This window comes from Thermodesulfobacterium commune DSM 2178 (assembly GCF_000734015.1).
GTDB classification, from domain to species: Bacteria; Desulfobacterota; Thermodesulfobacteria; order Thermodesulfobacteriales; family Thermodesulfobacteriaceae; genus Thermodesulfobacterium; species Thermodesulfobacterium commune.
This window is the reverse complement of sequence record NZ_CP008796.1, coordinates 515,234-531,091: the sequence shown is the minus strand read 5'-3', so window position 1 is coordinate 531,091 and position 15,858 is coordinate 515,234. Positions and strand designations below refer to the sequence as shown.

Sequence of the window (15,858 nt, the reverse complement as noted above, 5' to 3'; positions counted from 1 at the left end):
TTTTTAAATCTTTTTAAACTGTATCACTATAGATTGAAGTTGCTTCTCCGTAATTTCTAAATTTTTTGAAAGGTTAACCATGTTTTGAGTAATCTCTTCTGTAATTTTAACTTGCTCTTCTATGGCTAAAAACATATCATTTATAAGTCTTTCTACGTTTTCAGCCATCTGATGGTTAGAATCTATAAAAAAATATAGTTCCTTTAAAGTTTCGATGCTTTTATCTAAGCTTTCTTTAAGGGCAAAGATCGAGGTAGTAAAAAAGTTGATGTTTTTTTCTACAGAAAGGATGCTTTCGTTAATGTGTTTAGCAAACTGATTGGTTTTGTTAGCTAATTTTCTAATTTCTTCAGCAAGCACGGTGAAACCTTTTCCAGCTAATCCCACTCGAGCAGCCTCAATGGATGCATTCAGGGACAAGATAGTCGTTTGGTCTGCGATGTTATGAATTTCTGTCAAAGAATTTTTGATTTCTTGGAACGAGTTTTGCATTTTTTTTGAGGTCTCTACAAAGTTTTTAAGGCTGCTTTCTATAACTTTTACCTCTTCTATCATAACGTTTATCTTTTCTTTTGACTCCTCAGATCTTTTTACCAAGTTATCTGTTTCAGATTTTATGGGTAATATTTTTTCAGAAAGGGTTTGGATGGCAAAATTAAACTTTTCTACCAAAGAAGAAATATACTTACCAGATTCTTGTGAAAGCTGTAAGGCTTTTATAAGAGCTTCAGAAACATAATGGGAAAGACTTTTTATATAAGAAAATTTCCAAAGTTTTTGCGCTACTTTTCTTAGGTTGATAGGGTAGGGGGAAAAAGTTGAAGTAGGATTAAATGTTTTAGTTTCTTTTTTAAGAAAGTTGAACATGTTTTCCCCCTAAAGGTTAATAAATTTGGTCTATGATATCAAGCCCACAACTTAAGTTCTCAAACCAGTTAAGGAATTTCTTTACATTCTCTCCCTTAAAAATTGCTCCATGTTGAGGAGCTATCATGGTTGGATTAAGAGGTTTGACTAAGTTAACCCATTTTTTGCATACTTTATTACTTCCCATATATCTTTTATGGAAACCTTCCATAAGTTTTACATGGTTTTCAAAGTTTTCTACAAAAAGATATCTCTGACCTTTAGGAAAAACAGCTGCACCTATATCTCCAGAAAACAAAATTTTGCTTCGCGTATCAAATACGGAAAAATTACCTTTAGAATGAAGAAAATGGGCAGGTATAAACAAAAGTTTATCACCTGAACCCAAAGTTAATTCTCCTCCTTTATCTTCTAAAGGTATAGTCCGCCTTAAAGAATTGTAACCAAAATGAGGGATAAACCTTATCCAAAGTTTGCTGATATAAATCTTGGCGTTGGTGTTTTCCAACCAGGTAATAAGTCCTGAGCTTACGTCAGGGTCTTGATGTGAAAAGAAGATATATTCTATGTTGTCAATGTCTATGTAGTTGGCAACAGCAGCTAAAACTCTGGGGAAAACATACACCCCACCTGGATCAAGAAGAATCCCCTTTCCTTTATTTATGATCAGATATTGATTAGTCTGTACCAACCCTTCTTCTTCCTCTTCTTCCCATCCTAACCAGATAAACTTGTGGTCGATATCTTCATAAAGCACCATTCCTTTTATCAAGGTTTCTCTATCCATACAAATCTCCTTTAAAATTAATATTGTTTAAACATTATAATCAAAATTAAAAAAAATTAAAGGGTAAAAATAGAGGCTTTTTTTCTTAGTTCTTCTTCCATTTTTTTTATACCTTCCGTGGTTTCAAGAAGGGAAAAGATGTTTCTTTTTAGTTCTTGTATTCCTTCCGCCACACTACCTACATCCTTAGCTACTGACTCAGACGTAACACTCATCTCCTCTGTCGCACTTGCAATGCTCTGTATCATCTCCTGCAATCTTTCTGCCGCATCTGCTATCCTACTAAGAATCCCTGATGCCTCCTCACTAAGCCTTGCACCACTCTCAACCTTAGCACCTATCTCCTCTACCTCCCTACTCACCTCCTCTACCACTCCCTTTATCTCCCTTATAACACCTGCTATCTCATCGGTTGATTTGTTAGTTCTTTCTGCTAATTTTCTTATCTCCCCTGCAACAACCGCAAAAGATTTTCCATGCTCTCCAGCTCGGGCTGCCTCAATCGTTGCGTTTAATGCAAGTAAATTGGTCTGCTCTGCCACATCCTTGATAAACTCTACCACACTCTCTATTGCCCTGGTCCTTTCTTCTAAACTATACATGACTTCTTTTAGTTTTTCTGCTGTTTTTTCTATTATTTTAACTTCATTTGCGGTTTTTAAAATATAGGTTTCACCTTCTTTGGCAATTTCTGCTGTTTTTTTACTTTCTTCTAAAATGCTTGTCGTGTTTTTAGCGATATCAACCACAGTAATGGACATTTCTTCTGCAGCAGAGGCAATCTGGGTTGCTTGCTGGGTTTGGAGGTCAAGGCTTATTTTGAACTGATTAGACACTTCAGTTAGACCATTGGCTGAATCAGAAAGACTTTCTGAAACTTCTTTGATACTTAAAAGAATTCCCTTGAGGTTGCTAATAGCATCATCTAAGCTGTTAGCAATTTTACCTATTTCATCTTTTCTTTGGGTTTTAAACTCGATGTTTAGATGTCCCTGTCCAAATTTTTTTATTTTTTCTTCTAATTCAGAGATTGGTATAGAAATAGAACGGACAGATAAAATAGCCAAAAATCCTGTGATAAGTAAAATTATTAACACAGCTAAGCCAGTTTTTATACTATTTCTCTTCATAGCTTGTATAAAAGCTTTATCGACATCATCAATATAAACCCCTGTTCCTATATACCAGTTCCATGGTTCAAACTTTACGACATAGGAAAGTTTAGGATAAACTTCTTTAGTTACTCCTCCCCCTTTTAACGGTTTAGGCCATTTGTACCAAACAAAAGCCTGTCCTGTTTTACCTGCAGTTTCTACCAAAAGAGTAAAAAGATTTTGATTGTTTACCTTTTCCTCTTTTGCATTAAGGTCAGTCTGTCGTTTGTATGCTACGTTGAATTTGGTGTCAGAAAGAGGTTTTCCTTCAAGCTGAGGAACCGTTGGATGCATTACCATTATCGGATAGGGGAGACTTCCATCATTTATCCAGAAATAGTTAGTTCTTTCTTCATAACGTAAGTTTTTTATGGCAAGCTTTGCCTTTTCTTTAGGACACTTGTCAAGAGAATTGTGTCTCCTTATAAAATCTCTTTACAAACATTTGCCTCAATTCGTATAAAGCAGACTTAATTAAAGGAAGTGGTTTTTGCCATCTCGTTTTCTGAATCCGACTTACTGTTATGTATATCGCAACCTCTGCTGTCTTGATTGATTGAAAATATCCCCCTGTATTTACCCTTATCAGCTCTATCCTGCTATTTATATTCTCAACCACATTCGTCGTGTATATATACCTCCTCACCCCCTCAGGATATTTCTTATAAACAAAATAATGCTCCTTCTTTTTCAAAAGTCCCTTTATATAAGCTGGATACTTCTTCTCATAACTCTTACATAATTCCTCAAATCTAATTAAGGCCCTCTCATACTCCTCTATCCTCTTTATAATGCTTAACTCCTCATAAAATTTTTTAGCATCCTGCTTAGACATGTTCCTGTTGATGTTCCTTTGCATGTGTACAAAACAAAGCTGATGATCTGTCTCAGGAAAAAGGGCTTTTATGGCTTGAGCAAGGCCAGGAAAATCATCACTCACTATTACCATAACCCTCTTAACTCCCCTCTTTATCAAATCATTAAGTATCTGGAGCCAGTCCTCCTTCGTCTCTGAACCAAAATAAATGTAATAAGAAAGTAAATTTTTTCTTCCCTCCATATCTATTCCGATGATATTATAAATAACTGCTTTTCTGATTCTGTTGGCTTCGGTATCTTTTATCTGAGTATGATAAGCGTCTATAAACATAGCAAACAAATTTTCTGGCAATTCTTTGGTTTTTAATTCTTTGGCTTGGTTATACAATTCTTCTTTAATTTCTTCTATTTGTTCTGGAGAGTAGGGAAGTTTCATAGATTGCAAGAGGGCTTTGATTTTATTGGGGGAGTAGCTTTGGAGAACGAGGTTAAGGATAAAGTCCTGGAAAGATTCATCAGCTTTTTGCCATTCAGGAGGAAGAATAGCAGGTCTGAATTCAGATTTTCTATCTCTTGGGACAGAGATACCAAGGTTACCTAAGAAACAGGCAAGTTGTCTTTCATAGTAACCATTAGCTTTATTATCAATACTATCTCTAAGGAATATTTCTCTTTCTTTTTTCATGAGAGCGTTTAAGAGGAGTGCAGCAGCCATTTTGATACCCTCTTTTGATTCAATTTTTGAGATTTCACTTAAAACTTTTTCTAAATCTAAGTCTAAGTTTTTCATTTTACAGACCTCCTGGTTAGTTTAGTCTTTTAGGTTTTATGTTATCATTAATTTAAAAAATATTAAAAATTTTTATTATGCCTCTAAAATATTTTATTAAAAGACACAATTTATATTCTACTCCCTTCTTTAGCCTCTTCTTCGGTAAGATTCCCAGCTTTATAAAGACTGTAGTAATATTCTACTATAGATAAGGCCATCTCTCCTTTTTGAATTAGTTCTACCTTTTTTTCTTTTAGAATAGATTCTTTTAAGTAAGTAGATTGTAAAAGGAAAAATATTATATAACCAAATAAAGAAAAAAAGACTAAAAGCAAAAGCTTATTTTTTATACTCAAATTTTCAAACTTTTTCATGTTCCCCACCTCCTACCAATATTTGAATACTTTTTCTATTCTTAAATTTTATAAAAATTTAAAAAGGAATTTTAGGATATGTGATTTTTTGAACAATTGAATATTTTTACCGCTTTGCCATTATGTTTTTTAAAATAGATTAACCTTATAAGTATTAAGTTGTACCTTTTAATATAAAATTTTAACAAACAATTTTGTGAATTCTTTCTTTTTTGAATATTCTTTAGTAGTGCATGTTACTTTTTTATCTTTTAGCTCTTAGCTTTTTTATGTCAATATTGCTTGACTTTTAGGACCCTGTTTTTATAATAAAATGTTAATTATAATAAAAGGTTAATGAAAAGTATAAATAATAATATATTATTTAATTCCAGGAGGAGGAAATGGGAGAAAGGGGTAAAAATGTTTTAGATGGTTTATCTTTAAGTAAAAAGATTTTTGTTTTAGCTCTTGTTTCTATTTTGTTAGTGTATTCTATAGTTGCGGCTGTTCTTTATTTTCAAACAAGTTCTTCCATAAAAAAGAAAGAACTTGCAACCTTAAACCTTGAATTTAAAACGATTATCCATGAACTACAAACCTTTGACCAGTTTGCAAGGTATTTAGCTGACCGTTTTATGAATGTTTTTATGTCTTTGGGACCAAGTATTAGTAATCCTACCAACGATGTCTGTGATAGGTTTACTGCTATCACAGGTGGAAGTGTAGCAACCATTTTTAAAAGAGAAGGGGAGGATTTTTTAAGAGTTGCAACCTCTCTTAAGAAAGAAGACGGAACCCGTGCGGTTGGAACTTTTTTAGGAAAGTCTCATCCTGGATATGAACTTTTGATGAGAGGTGAACCTTATGTAGGAAAGGCTACCCTTTTTGGTAAAGAATATATGACTAAATATGTACCTGTCAAAGATTCGAGCGGAAATGTAATCGGTGTATTTTTCATAGGTTTTGATATCACTTCTGTTATGAATGAGTTCAAAAATTATTTAGGTAGTCTTAAGATAGGAGAAAGAGGGTTTGTGTCTGTGTATGATGTTTCAAAAGGAGAACCTAAACTTATTGCTGGAAAAGATTTAGGAAAAGAAAATTTAGAAAAGCTATCAAAAGCAAGAGAAGGAGAAGCTTTAGAAACAAAGATAAACGGGGAAAAACATGTCTCTATAGCTCAAGTTTATCCTGGTTTTAAATGGTTAATTTCTATCAACGTTCCTAAGAGTCAAATTTATGGGGTGTCTTATACTTTTAGAAATGTCATGTTTGTTTTAAATGTTTTAGCAGCCATTGCTATAGGAATACTTATTTATGTAGTCACACAAAGAAGCTTGACCCCAATTCCAGACATGGCAGCAAAACTTGGAGAGGTAGCCAAAGGTGATTTTAGTAGGGTTGGTTTTGGAAAGGGGTACAGAAATAGAAAAGATGAAATTGGTCTTATCGCCCAGGCAATTATCAAGGTTGAAGAATTCACCCAAGGACTGGTAAAACAGATTAAAAGTTCAGCCGAAACCATTTATGAGGTTATAGGAAATCTTTTGAGTAATGTTGATGCTGTAAAGAAAAAGATTGACCTTCAGACCAATCAGGCAAATCAGATTGCAGCAGCGGTGGAGGAGATGAGTGCAACCATTGCAGATGTTGCTAAAAACGCTCATTATGCTCAAGAATTAGCCAATAAATCTCAAAAAGTATCAGAAGAAGGAGCAAGGTTAGCTGATGAGTCTATGGTAATAATCCATGAAACCACTCAAGCAACAGATGAACTTAAGAAAACCTTGGATACTTTAAACACAAGAGTAAACGAGATAGGAGATATCGTTGGTCTAATTAAAGACATAGCAGACCAGACAAACCTTCTTGCACTTAATGCAACGATAGAAGCAGCACGAGCTGGAGAGCATGGAAAAGGTTTTGCGGTGGTTGCAGGAGAGGTTAGAAAGCTTGCTGAAAAAACGATAAAGGCAACCGAAGATATTGCAAACAGAATTTTAGCCGTTCAACAAGAGTCTAAGAACTCTATGGACAATATGAATACTACGGTTGAAAAGGTAGGAAAGGCATTAGATGCTTTGACAAAAATTAAAGATGTTCTTGAAAATATTGCTCAATCAAGCATTCAGGTTAGGGATGCTATCAATCAAATAGCAGCAGCAACCGAAGAGCAGAGTGTAGCCAGCAATCAGGTTGCTCAGGCTGCCATTCAGTCAAGTCAGCTTGCTGTTGAGGTAAAAGAATTAAACGATAGGGTTGTCGAAGAGATAGAAGTACTTAAAAATGTTATTATGGAATTAAACAAGGCAATTGAAGGGGTTAAGGTGTAAAAGAATTTGTTTATGGTATAATTTAAAGGTGATGGGTCTGTAGCTCAGCTGGAAAGAGCACTGGCCTCCGGAGCCAGGAGTCGGGGGTTCAAATCCCCCCAGACCCGTTTTACCTTAAAAAGGGAAGGTAAAACCATGAAGGTTTATATTGATGGATGTGAAGTTGAATTAGTCCAAGGAGATATTACTGAACAAGAAACAGAAGCTATAGTTAACGCAGCTAACGAAGAACTTATTCCAGGGGGAGGGGTTGACGGAGCCATTCATAGAAAAGGTGGCCCCTCCATTCTTGAAGAAATTAGGTCTAAATATAAAAGATGTCCTACTGGTGAAGCAGTAATCACTAAAGGTGGTAATCTTAAGGCAAAATATGTTATTCATACAGTAGGTCCTATATATAAAGATGGAAAAAGTGGTGAACCTGAACTTCTTAAGAAGGCTTACCAAAGTGCTTTAAAATTAGCTTTAGATTATGGTCTCAACTCAGTTGCTTTTCCTGCTCTTAGCACAGGAGCCTATGGTTATCCTATTAAAGAGGCTGCAGAGATCGCCTTAAAAACAGTATGTGACTTTCTGAAAAAACATAAAGCCCCCCAAAAAATTGTGTTTGTCCTCTGGAAAGAAGAACATTTTCAAATATTCGCAGAAACATTGAAATCGCTGATATCTTCTAAAGGTGTTTAAGGTTTGCCTTTTTTAGGCAAAGGTATATATTCTACCGAAGAGGTTGTGGTTGTTGGTTGAGGAAATAATTTCATGAGTTGATAGATCTCTATAGGCATGTCTTTACTCACCGGTAGCCCTAATTCTAAGGCTTTTTCATAAGTAATAGGATAGTCATGAGTAAAATATCCTTGAGACAATACTTCTGCTAATTCGGTTATTTTTTCTTCAGGGTATCTATCGTTAAGGATCAGTTTTAGGTTTTCTTTCATCTGTTTTAAAGCCATCTCAGCTACGTCTGCTAAAATTAAGGTTTTATCGTCGATATGTTCTAAAGGTTTTCTTTTAACTGCCCTTAAAATAGAGGCGGCTGGATACTCTCCTATTTGAGGATCTACTGGTCCAAGCACAGCGTGTTCGTCCATCACTATTTCATCACAGGCAAGAGCAATAAGGGTTCCTCCACTCATGGCATAATGAGGGATAAAGGCTGTAACCTTAGCCGGGTGTTTTTTTATAGCAAGGGCAATCTGAAGGGAGGCTAAAACCAATCCTCCTGGAGTGTGAAGGATGATATCTATAGGAACATCTTTATCTGTAAGATGTATGGCCCTTATTACCTCTTCAGAATCGTTGATATCGATGTATCTCATCAGAGGAAAACCAAAAAATGACATCTTTTCTTGACGATGAACCAATAAAATAACCCTTGAACCTCTCTTTTTTTCGATTTGTTCTATGGCTTTTTGTCTGGCTATTTCTAAGAACTTTTGTCTTAAAAAAGGTTGCATAGCAATGGCAAAAAAGATAATCCAGAAAAGGTCTCCTATACCAAACATAACATAAAACCCCCCTTAAGGTTTGTCTATATCAAAAAAGGAACCAAAAAAGGTATATTCATCTCGATAGAACCTGCATTTTCTTTTACAGAAAATTTTATATAGCAAGGCTCCTGCCAAAAAACCACCTATATGAGCAAACCAGGCAACCCCACCAAAGCTCTCCGGTAAAACCAAGGAAAAAAGTCCGTTATAAAACTGAAGCAAAAACCATAAACCCAAAAATATGAAGGCAGGGACCTCAAAAAATAGAGGTATAAACAACACCGGAAAAACTACCAAAATTCTTGCTAAAGGATACAATAAAAAGTAAGCTCCCATAACTCCAGAGATAGCACCAGAGGCTCCTACCAAAGGAATAACAGAGTTAGGATAGATAAAAGAATGAAGCATCGTAGCTAAAATGCCACACACTAAATAAAAAAATAAAAACTTAAAAGGCCCTAACCGGTCTTCTACATTATCCCCAAAAATCCATAATGTCCACATGTTACCTATAAAATGAAGCCAACCTCCGTGGATAAAAAGATGGGTAAAAAGGGTTAAAAACTTATGATACCAAGGAAAACCGACAAGAAAGTTAAAGTAAGGATCAAAAAAGATGGCAGGTATAAATCCCCAGGTTTTAAAAAAGACTTCTCTTTCTACAGTAGATAAAGAAAGTTCATAGAAAAACACTAAGGTATTCAAAAGAATGAGAAACCAGGTCATTACTGGGGGGTTACGTCTTGGTAAGATATCTTGTAAGGGTATCATCCTAAATCACCTATCAACGCCCCCCTAATGATCTTTCTGAAATTTTCACACTTGTCTACAAGATTTTCAAAAACTTCAGACTCTGAAGGAACTTTTTGAAACTCATAATCTTTAAAAGATACAAAACTATCAAGCCCTTCTTTGCCTTGTTCGATAAACAGTTTTACCAGGTCTTTAAAAATAACTCCGTTTTTGCTTAAAGCATAAAATTCTGCAGTTTTTAAGGCATATCTGTTTGGATTAAAGGCTAAAGATACTCCCTGGTTTTCTCTCAGAAGGGTTAAAGCCTTCATATCAGTGATGCTATCTCCTACATAAAATCCTTCTGAAAAAGAAACATTTAAACTTTCAGATATTTGTTGACAGGCTCTTGCCTTTTCTTCTCCCCCTACAGGGTTAATCTCTCTTAAAAATACCCCTACATCAAGATTCCAAATAATTTCAAAAAAAATTTCTTCCATCCGTTCAAGCACACTTAAGAGTTCTGAAGGTAGGTCTGAAGGAGAAGTGGCTCTTAACGGTATTTCTATAGTTGGATAAGAAAGTATTTCTTGGTATAGTTTTTCTAAAATTTTGACTTCTTCTTTTGAAAGGGTTACTTTATCAAGGTCTACCTCCGTACAGAATATATGGTCCATAGGAAACTCTATAGCCTCAGCAAGGGCTTCTAAATAGGGTTTATAACTTGTGCTGATGATAAAAGTTGGGACTAAATTTTTAATCTCCTTTAAAACCTCAGGTATCTTAGGTAAAAAAAGCAAAGTTTTCCGAGAAAACTCTCTAAGGCTTTGGTTGGTTGCTCCAAAAAGTTTTAAAAAAGGGAGTATCAATTTAAGGGTGTCTCCTGGTTTGTATCCAGGACGTTTTTTAATGTCTGCTAAGTAATCGTCAAAACGAGAGACTTGTTTAAAAAATCTATGGCCTTCAGGCATCATAAACTTAGAATACTCAAAAGCGTTGTCGTTTAAGGTTAAAGGTCCTTCGCAGTCAAAGGCTACAAAAGGCATAAGGCTTACCTCTTATTTTGTTTTTTCCTTTCGCGAACTGAGGGAATTTGAAGTTCTTCTCTGTATTTAGTAACCGTTCTTCTTGCTATATTAACCCCATATTTAGATTTTAAAACTTTAGCCACCTCGTTATCACTTAAAGGTTTTTCAGGGTTTTCTTGAGAAATGATCTGTTTAATAAGGTCTTTTACTGCTTTAGAAGAAAGGCTTGTTCCGTCAGAAGATTCATAACCTGAAGAAAAGAAAAACTTAAGAGAAAAAACTCCTGAAGGCGTTTGTACATATTTGCGGTTAATAATCCTACTGATAGTAGATTCATGCAACTGGGTTTCTTCAGCCAACATCCTTAAAGTAAGAGGTTTTAAATATTTAATTCCTTTTTCTAAAAACTCCTTTTGATGTGTCAAAATGGCTGCTCCAACTTTATAAAGGCTTGAATATCTACTGTCTAAAGCCTTTAGCAAATTTTCCGCTTCTTTAAATTTCTCTTTTAAAAACTGTTTTGACTTTAAAAACCGGGGGTCCTTTTTCTTTAATTTTAAGTATTCTAAATAAAAGTTATTTAATCTTACCTTAAAGCTTTTTTCCTTGAGAACCTCTACCTTCCATTCTTCATCTTCCCTATAAAACCTGAGGTCTGGTTCTATGTAGGTGGAAGTTTCTACATAAAAATTTCTGGCAGGATAGGGCTCAAGATGTTTGATAACCTCTAAAGCCTCTTCTATCTTTAAAGGTTCTATACCTAACTTTTGAGAAAGTATGTCTACTCCTTCAGGAATTTGTTCAAAATATTTTTCTATCAGCACATAAGGAAGACTTTCTTCTTTGTAACCCATAAATAAAAGCTGAGTAAGTAAACATTCTTTAACATCGTAAGAGGCTACCCCTACTGGGTCTAAAAACTTTATGACATTTCTTACTTTTTCTACCTTCTCTACAGCAATGTTCAGCTCTTTAGATAGTTCTTCAGAAGAAACGGTTAGATATCCTTTTTCATCAAGATTCCCTACGATATACTGGGCGATTTCGTATTCGACAGGAGTAAACTCTTTCATCCGAAACTGCCAGAGTAAATAATCACTGAGTTTGTCTTCAGCCTTAAGGGTTTTTTCCCAGATAGGCTCTTCCGGTTCCTCTTGAGGTTCTATAAGATATAAACTCTTTTCTAAAAATTCCTCAGTTCCTAAATCTATTTCATCTGTTAGTTTAACTTCTTCAGGTATATGGTCTCTATCTTGACTAACTTTTGGAGCCAAATCTTTATATTCTATCTCTAAAAAAGGATTGGTCTGAGCCTCTTGTACTATATATTCTTCTAATTCTAAGGTGTTAAGTTGAAGGACTTTTAACAAGAGCTTTAGTTGAGGGGTTAAAATCAGTTGTTGACTAAGTTTTAACTGGTTTTTAAGTTCTATCATTTTCTAAAGTTTAAACCTTTCGCCTAAATATTTTTCTCTAACGGTTTCGTTTTCTAAGATTTGTTGAGGGGTCCCTGATCCGATGATTTGACCGTCAGCTATCACGTAAGCCCTATCACATATTTTTAACGTCTCTCTAACGTTATGGTCAGAAATTAAAAGGCCGATATTGCGTTCTCTTAACGTTTTAAAAATGTTTTTTAACTGGTCAATTCCTATCGGGTCAATCCCTGCAAAAGGCTCATCAAGAAGGATAAAGGAAGGCTCGACCAAAAGGGCTCTGACTATTTCTACCTTCCTTTTTTGTCCCCCAGAAAGGGTATAGGCCTTTTGATGAAGGACTTCCCTTAAATTAAAAAGATCTATATAAAAATCAAGCTTTTCTTCTATTTCTTTTTGTTTTGCTTCTAAACGTTCTATTACCATTTTAAAATTTTCATAAACAGTAAGTTTTCTAAAAACAGAACTTTCCTGAGGAAGATAGATGATACCTTGATTGGCTCTTTCCGAAACATCGTAATCAGTGATGTTTTTGTCAAAAAGCCATATCTCTCCTGAATCAGGTTTAAGAAAACCAGCAATCATATAAAACGAGGTAGTTTTGCCTGCACCGTTAGGACCAAGCAAACCTACCATCTCTCCCTTTTTTATCTCTACGGTAACTCCATGTACTACTTCTCTTTTTTTAAAACTTTTTTTTAAATTTTTTGCTTTGAGCATAATAATTACACCCAGATAAAAAGCTTTAGTTAAGGTAGAACTTGGCTCTTACTCTTCCTTCGTTTTTAGACAAAACCTCACTCCTGTCTTCATTGAAGTAAATTACTACTATATCTCCCTCTATCAGATTTTTGTCATACCATACTTTAGGATTATCCTCTAAAACTAACTTTTCTTGATCCTTATAGTATACCGCCTTTTCTGCATAGGCTTTCCATTTTCCTTTATAGATAACTACTCTTCCCAAAGCAACCACCTTGGTTACATTTTTCTTCTCTTCTTGATTAGCATAATAAACATATAACTTATCAGAAAAAACTTTCATATCTCCTCGGGTAGCTTGCACCTTACCTGTAAAAACCGCTATTCCTTCACTTTCCATAACCTCCATCTTATTGGCGGTCACGTTTACTTCAGAGGCCACTCCTGAGGTATTTATACCTAAAAATATCAACCACATCCCTAATAAAGAGAGTAAAATCCTGTTTACTTTTTCCATGTTAAAGATTATAATCTAAGTTTGAGTTTTAGACAAGGGAGGTTTCATCAACTAAGGGTCTATTCAGGCCTTTACTTAAAACATTGTCGTTAAAATCTCTTTGAAACTTAAATTATATAGAGAGTTTATATAGATGTAAAACTTTTTTCGTTGAAAATCAAGAAAATTGTAATAAATTTAAAAAATAGAAAAAAGGAGGCACAGATAGATGTGGCAAAAAGGAAAAACTTTGTTGCTTTGGTTTTTTATTGGATTGCTGGTTTTGTTAGCTTACAACTTTTTTTATAATCAAACTTCGTTATACACCTCTAACAACATCAGTTATACCGAGTTTCTCGAAAAAGTAGAAAAGGGTGAAATAAAAGAGGTACTAATAGAAGGGCAAAAAGTTTCTGCCAAAGTCTCTTCTTCTAAAGAAATAATTACTTATATTCCAGAGGATAAAGATTTAATCCCCCTGTTAAAAGAAAAGGGAGTTAAAATTGTAGTTAAACCAGACTCTCAACATAGTTGGTTTACTACCTTTCTTGTGTCCTGGCTTCCTTTCATTGTGCTAATTCTACTTTGGTTTTTGTTTATCAAACAGATGCAGCCTGGGAATAAACCCTTTAGTTTTGTAAAAAGCAGGGCACGTCTAATAAAAGAAGGGGAAACCAAAGTAACTTTTAAAGATGTAGCTGGGATAGAGGAGGCTAAAGAAGAATTACAGGAGGTAGTAGAGTTTTTAAAAAATCCTCAAAAGTTTACCAAATTAGGGGCACGTATCCCCAAAGGTATCTTGTTGGTAGGGCCTCCAGGTACAGGAAAAACTCTTCTTGCTAAAGCCATAGCTGGAGAGGCAGGAGTTCCTTTTTTTAGTATCAGTGGGTCAGATTTTGTAGAGATGTTTGTAGGTGTAGGAGCTGCGAGGGTAAGAGATTTATTTTCTCAAGCCAAAGCCCATGCACCTTGTATCATCTTTATAGACGAGATAGATGCCGTTGGTAGACAGAGGGGGGCAGGATTAGGTGGTGGACATGATGAAAGAGAACAAACTTTAAACCAGCTACTTGTAGAGATGGATGGGTTTGATACAGCAGAAGGGATAGTTGTGCTTGCTGCTACTAACAGACCTGACATTTTAGACCCAGCCCTTTTGAGACCTGGTAGATTTGACAGACAGGTTTTTGTACCTCCTCCAGACGTAAACGGAAGAGAGGCTATCTTAAAACTTTATGCTCGTAAGTTTAAGGTTTCTCCAAGCTTAGATTTAAGGTCTATCGCTAAAGCGACCCCTGGATTTACCGGAGCTAATTTAGAAAATATGCTTAACGAAGCAGCCCTTATTGCCGCTAAAAAAGGAAAAGAGTTTATCGAACAGGAAGATTTGGAAGAGGCTAAAGATAAAATTCTCATGGGTAAGGAAAGAAAAGGTTTTATGTTAAGCGAAGAAGAAAAAAAGATTATAGCCTATCATGAAGCAGGACATGCGTTGGTAGCTTATTATCTGCCTGACCCTGACCCAGTCCATAAGATAAGTATTATCCCCAGAGGACAAGCTTTAGGAGTAACCCAACAGCTGCCTTTAGATGATCGACACATTTATTCAGAAGACTATTTGCTTAAAAAAATAACCGTTCTTTTAGGAGGAAGAGTGAGTGAAGAAGTTGTTTTTAATTCCATAAGCACCGGGGCTCAAGATGATATAAAAAAAGCTACCCAGATCGCAAAAAAAATGGTTTGTGAATGGGGAATGAGTAAAAAATTAGGTCCATTAGCTTTAGGAAGGGGAGAAGATCATATTTTTCTCGGAAAAGAGCTTTTACAGATAAAAGATTATTCAGAGGAGACAGCAAAGATTATTGACGAAGAAATAAAAGAGATAGTAAATCGTTGTTATCAGAAAGCTAAGGATATTATACATACCTATATAAACAATCTTCATAAAGTTGCTCTGGTTTTATTAGAAGAAGAGACTATCGATGCTGAAAGGTTTAAACTTATTTTAGAAACTCAAAATCAATAGGTTATGTTATCTCCTTTAAAAATAGGCTCTAAAATTTTTGATTGGCAAGCTTGTCCTTATTTCATGGGAATTTTAAACGTAACCCCTGACTCTTTTTCAGATGGAGGGAAGTTTTTTGGTCTAAAAGAGGCGGTTTTAAGGGCTAAAGAGTTGATAGAAGAAGGAGCAGACATCATAGACATAGGGGGAGAATCAACCAGACCTTTTTCTGAGCCTGTAAGTGAAGAGGAAGAGCTAAAGAGGGTTGTACCTGTAGTTAAGGCAATCCGTGAAGAATTCCCAGACGTTGTCATCTCAGTAGACACTTATAAGAGTAGAGTAGCTGAGGAAGCTTTAAAAGCTGGAGCTTCGATGATAAATGACATAAGTGCAGGTTGTTTTGATCAAAGAATGGTTGAGGTAGTAAAAGATTTTGATTGCCCATATGTAATTATGCATATCAAAGGAACTCCCAAAACTATGCAAGAAAACCCCCAGTATAAAGATGTAGTAAAAGAAGTAAAAGAATTTTTGCAAAACCGGATAGAATTTTTAGTAAAAAAGGGAATTTCTGTAGAAAAGATCATCGTAGATCCTGGGTTAGGTTTTGGTAAAACCTTTGAACATAACTTAGAAATTTTAAAAAGATTAGACGAATTTTACAGTTTAGGAAGGCCTGTTCTTTTAGGGCACTCAAGAAAAAGTTTTATAGGAAAGGTTCTTAATAAACCTAATCCTTTGGACAGAGAGGGAGGGACAATCGGTTTTTCTGTTTGGGCTTCGTTAAGGGGAGTTCATTTTTTGAGGGTTCATCGAGTAGACCTTAATAAAGATGCTGTTATAATGTTTAAATTTTTAACGCAACAAAAAGGGGGATAAAAGTT

Annotated in this window: 15 protein-coding genes and 1 tRNA gene; 5 read left to right on the top strand and 11 right to left on the bottom strand. The window is 35.2% G+C overall.

The genetic code is table 11. From position 1 onward, the window contains the following. Window positions 1-3: 3 nt before the first annotated feature. The 5 genes from HL41_RS02735 to HL41_RS02715 all read right to left on the bottom strand — a co-directional run bounded on the left by HL41_RS02735 (window position 4) and on the right by HL41_RS02715 (window position 4,773). Window positions 4-867 carry a methyl-accepting chemotaxis protein gene (locus tag HL41_RS02735; RefSeq protein ID WP_038062110.1) on the bottom strand — a complete coding sequence of 288 codons (864 nt, stop codon included), beginning with the start codon at window positions 865-867 and terminating at the stop codon, window positions 4-6. A 16-nt stretch (window positions 868-883) separates the two neighbouring features. Beyond that, on the bottom strand, window positions 884-1,654 hold the full coding sequence (locus tag HL41_RS02730; RefSeq protein WP_144241962.1) for an oxygen-binding di-iron domain-containing protein: 771 nt from the start codon (window positions 1,652-1,654) through the stop codon (window positions 884-886). Between the two features lie 56 nt (window positions 1,655-1,710). Beyond that, complete coding sequence (locus HL41_RS02725; protein WP_268745253.1) at window positions 1,711-3,234, bottom strand: methyl-accepting chemotaxis protein; 1,524 nt, start codon at window positions 3,232-3,234, stop codon at window positions 1,711-1,713. Next, window positions 3,212-4,417 (bottom strand): IS256 family transposase, encoded by a 1,206-nt coding sequence (locus HL41_RS02720; RefSeq protein ID WP_038549552.1) that lies wholly within the window; start codon window positions 4,415-4,417, stop codon window positions 3,212-3,214. Before HL41_RS02720 ends, HL41_RS02725 begins: the two co-directional genes overlap by 23 nt. 110 nt (window positions 4,418-4,527) lie before the next feature. Then, window positions 4,528-4,773, bottom strand: a complete 246-nt coding sequence (locus HL41_RS02715; protein WP_038061232.1) for a hypothetical protein — start codon at window positions 4,771-4,773, stop codon at window positions 4,528-4,530. A gap of 383 nt (window positions 4,774-5,156) precedes the next feature. On the opposite strand from HL41_RS02715, the gene HL41_RS02710 reads away from it, so the two are divergent. The 3 genes from HL41_RS02710 (at window position 5,157) to HL41_RS02700 (ending at window position 7,772) form a co-directional block, all read left to right on the top strand. Then, window positions 5,157-7,088: a methyl-accepting chemotaxis protein gene (locus tag HL41_RS02710; RefSeq protein ID WP_038061229.1), complete on the top strand. Its 1,932-nt coding sequence runs from the start codon at window positions 5,157-5,159 to the stop codon at window positions 7,086-7,088. A gap of 33 nt (window positions 7,089-7,121) precedes the next feature. Further along, window positions 7,122-7,195 (top strand) — tRNA-Arg (locus tag HL41_RS02705). Window positions 7,196-7,223: 28 nt separating this feature from the next. Further along, window positions 7,224-7,772, top strand: a complete 549-nt coding sequence (locus HL41_RS02700) for a macro domain-containing protein (protein ID WP_038061280.1) — start codon at window positions 7,224-7,226, stop codon at window positions 7,770-7,772. On the opposite strand, the gene HL41_RS02695 is transcribed toward HL41_RS02700, so the two are convergent. Genes HL41_RS02695 through lptA form a run of 6 tightly spaced genes read right to left on the bottom strand, consistent with a single transcriptional unit; the run spans window position 7,769 to window position 12,990 of the window. Then, a complete protein-coding gene (locus tag HL41_RS02695) occupies window positions 7,769-8,590 on the bottom strand; it encodes an SDH family Clp fold serine proteinase (RefSeq protein ID WP_038061226.1) in 822 nt (273 codons plus the stop codon). The two genes, HL41_RS02700 and HL41_RS02695, sit on opposite strands and share 4 nt — an antisense overlap. 15 nt (window positions 8,591-8,605) lie before the next feature. Next, window positions 8,606-9,346 (bottom strand): rhomboid family intramembrane serine protease, encoded by a 741-nt coding sequence (locus HL41_RS02690; protein WP_038061223.1) that lies wholly within the window; start codon window positions 9,344-9,346, stop codon window positions 8,606-8,608. Further along, on the bottom strand, window positions 9,343-10,353 hold the full coding sequence (locus HL41_RS02685; protein WP_038061219.1) for a hypothetical protein: 1,011 nt from the start codon (window positions 10,351-10,353) through the stop codon (window positions 9,343-9,345). Before HL41_RS02685 ends, HL41_RS02690 begins: the two co-directional genes overlap by 4 nt. Window positions 10,354-10,358: 5 nt before the next feature. Then, complete coding sequence (rpoN, locus tag HL41_RS02680; protein WP_038061216.1) at window positions 10,359-11,771, bottom strand: RNA polymerase factor sigma-54; 1,413 nt, start codon at window positions 11,769-11,771, stop codon at window positions 10,359-10,361. A 3-nt stretch (window positions 11,772-11,774) separates the two neighbouring features. Then, on the bottom strand, window positions 11,775-12,491 hold the full coding sequence (gene lptB, locus HL41_RS02675) for an LPS export ABC transporter ATP-binding protein (RefSeq protein ID WP_038061214.1): 717 nt from the start codon (window positions 12,489-12,491) through the stop codon (window positions 11,775-11,777). 25 nt (window positions 12,492-12,516) lie between these two features. Beyond that, window positions 12,517-12,990 carry a lipopolysaccharide transport periplasmic protein LptA gene (lptA, locus tag HL41_RS02670; protein ID WP_051754458.1) on the bottom strand — a complete coding sequence of 158 codons (474 nt, stop codon included), beginning with the start codon at window positions 12,988-12,990 and terminating at the stop codon, window positions 12,517-12,519. A 208-nt stretch (window positions 12,991-13,198) separates the two neighbouring features. Between lptA and ftsH the strand changes: the two genes are divergently transcribed. Both ftsH and folP read left to right on the top strand, forming a co-directional pair. Then, complete coding sequence (gene ftsH, locus HL41_RS02665; RefSeq protein WP_038061211.1) at window positions 13,199-14,995, top strand: ATP-dependent zinc metalloprotease FtsH; 1,797 nt, start codon at window positions 13,199-13,201, stop codon at window positions 14,993-14,995. A gap of 3 nt (window positions 14,996-14,998) precedes the next feature. After that, on the top strand, window positions 14,999-15,853 hold the full coding sequence (folP, locus tag HL41_RS02660; RefSeq protein WP_038061209.1) for a dihydropteroate synthase: 855 nt from the start codon (window positions 14,999-15,001) through the stop codon (window positions 15,851-15,853). Window positions 15,854-15,858 lie beyond the last annotated feature (5 nt).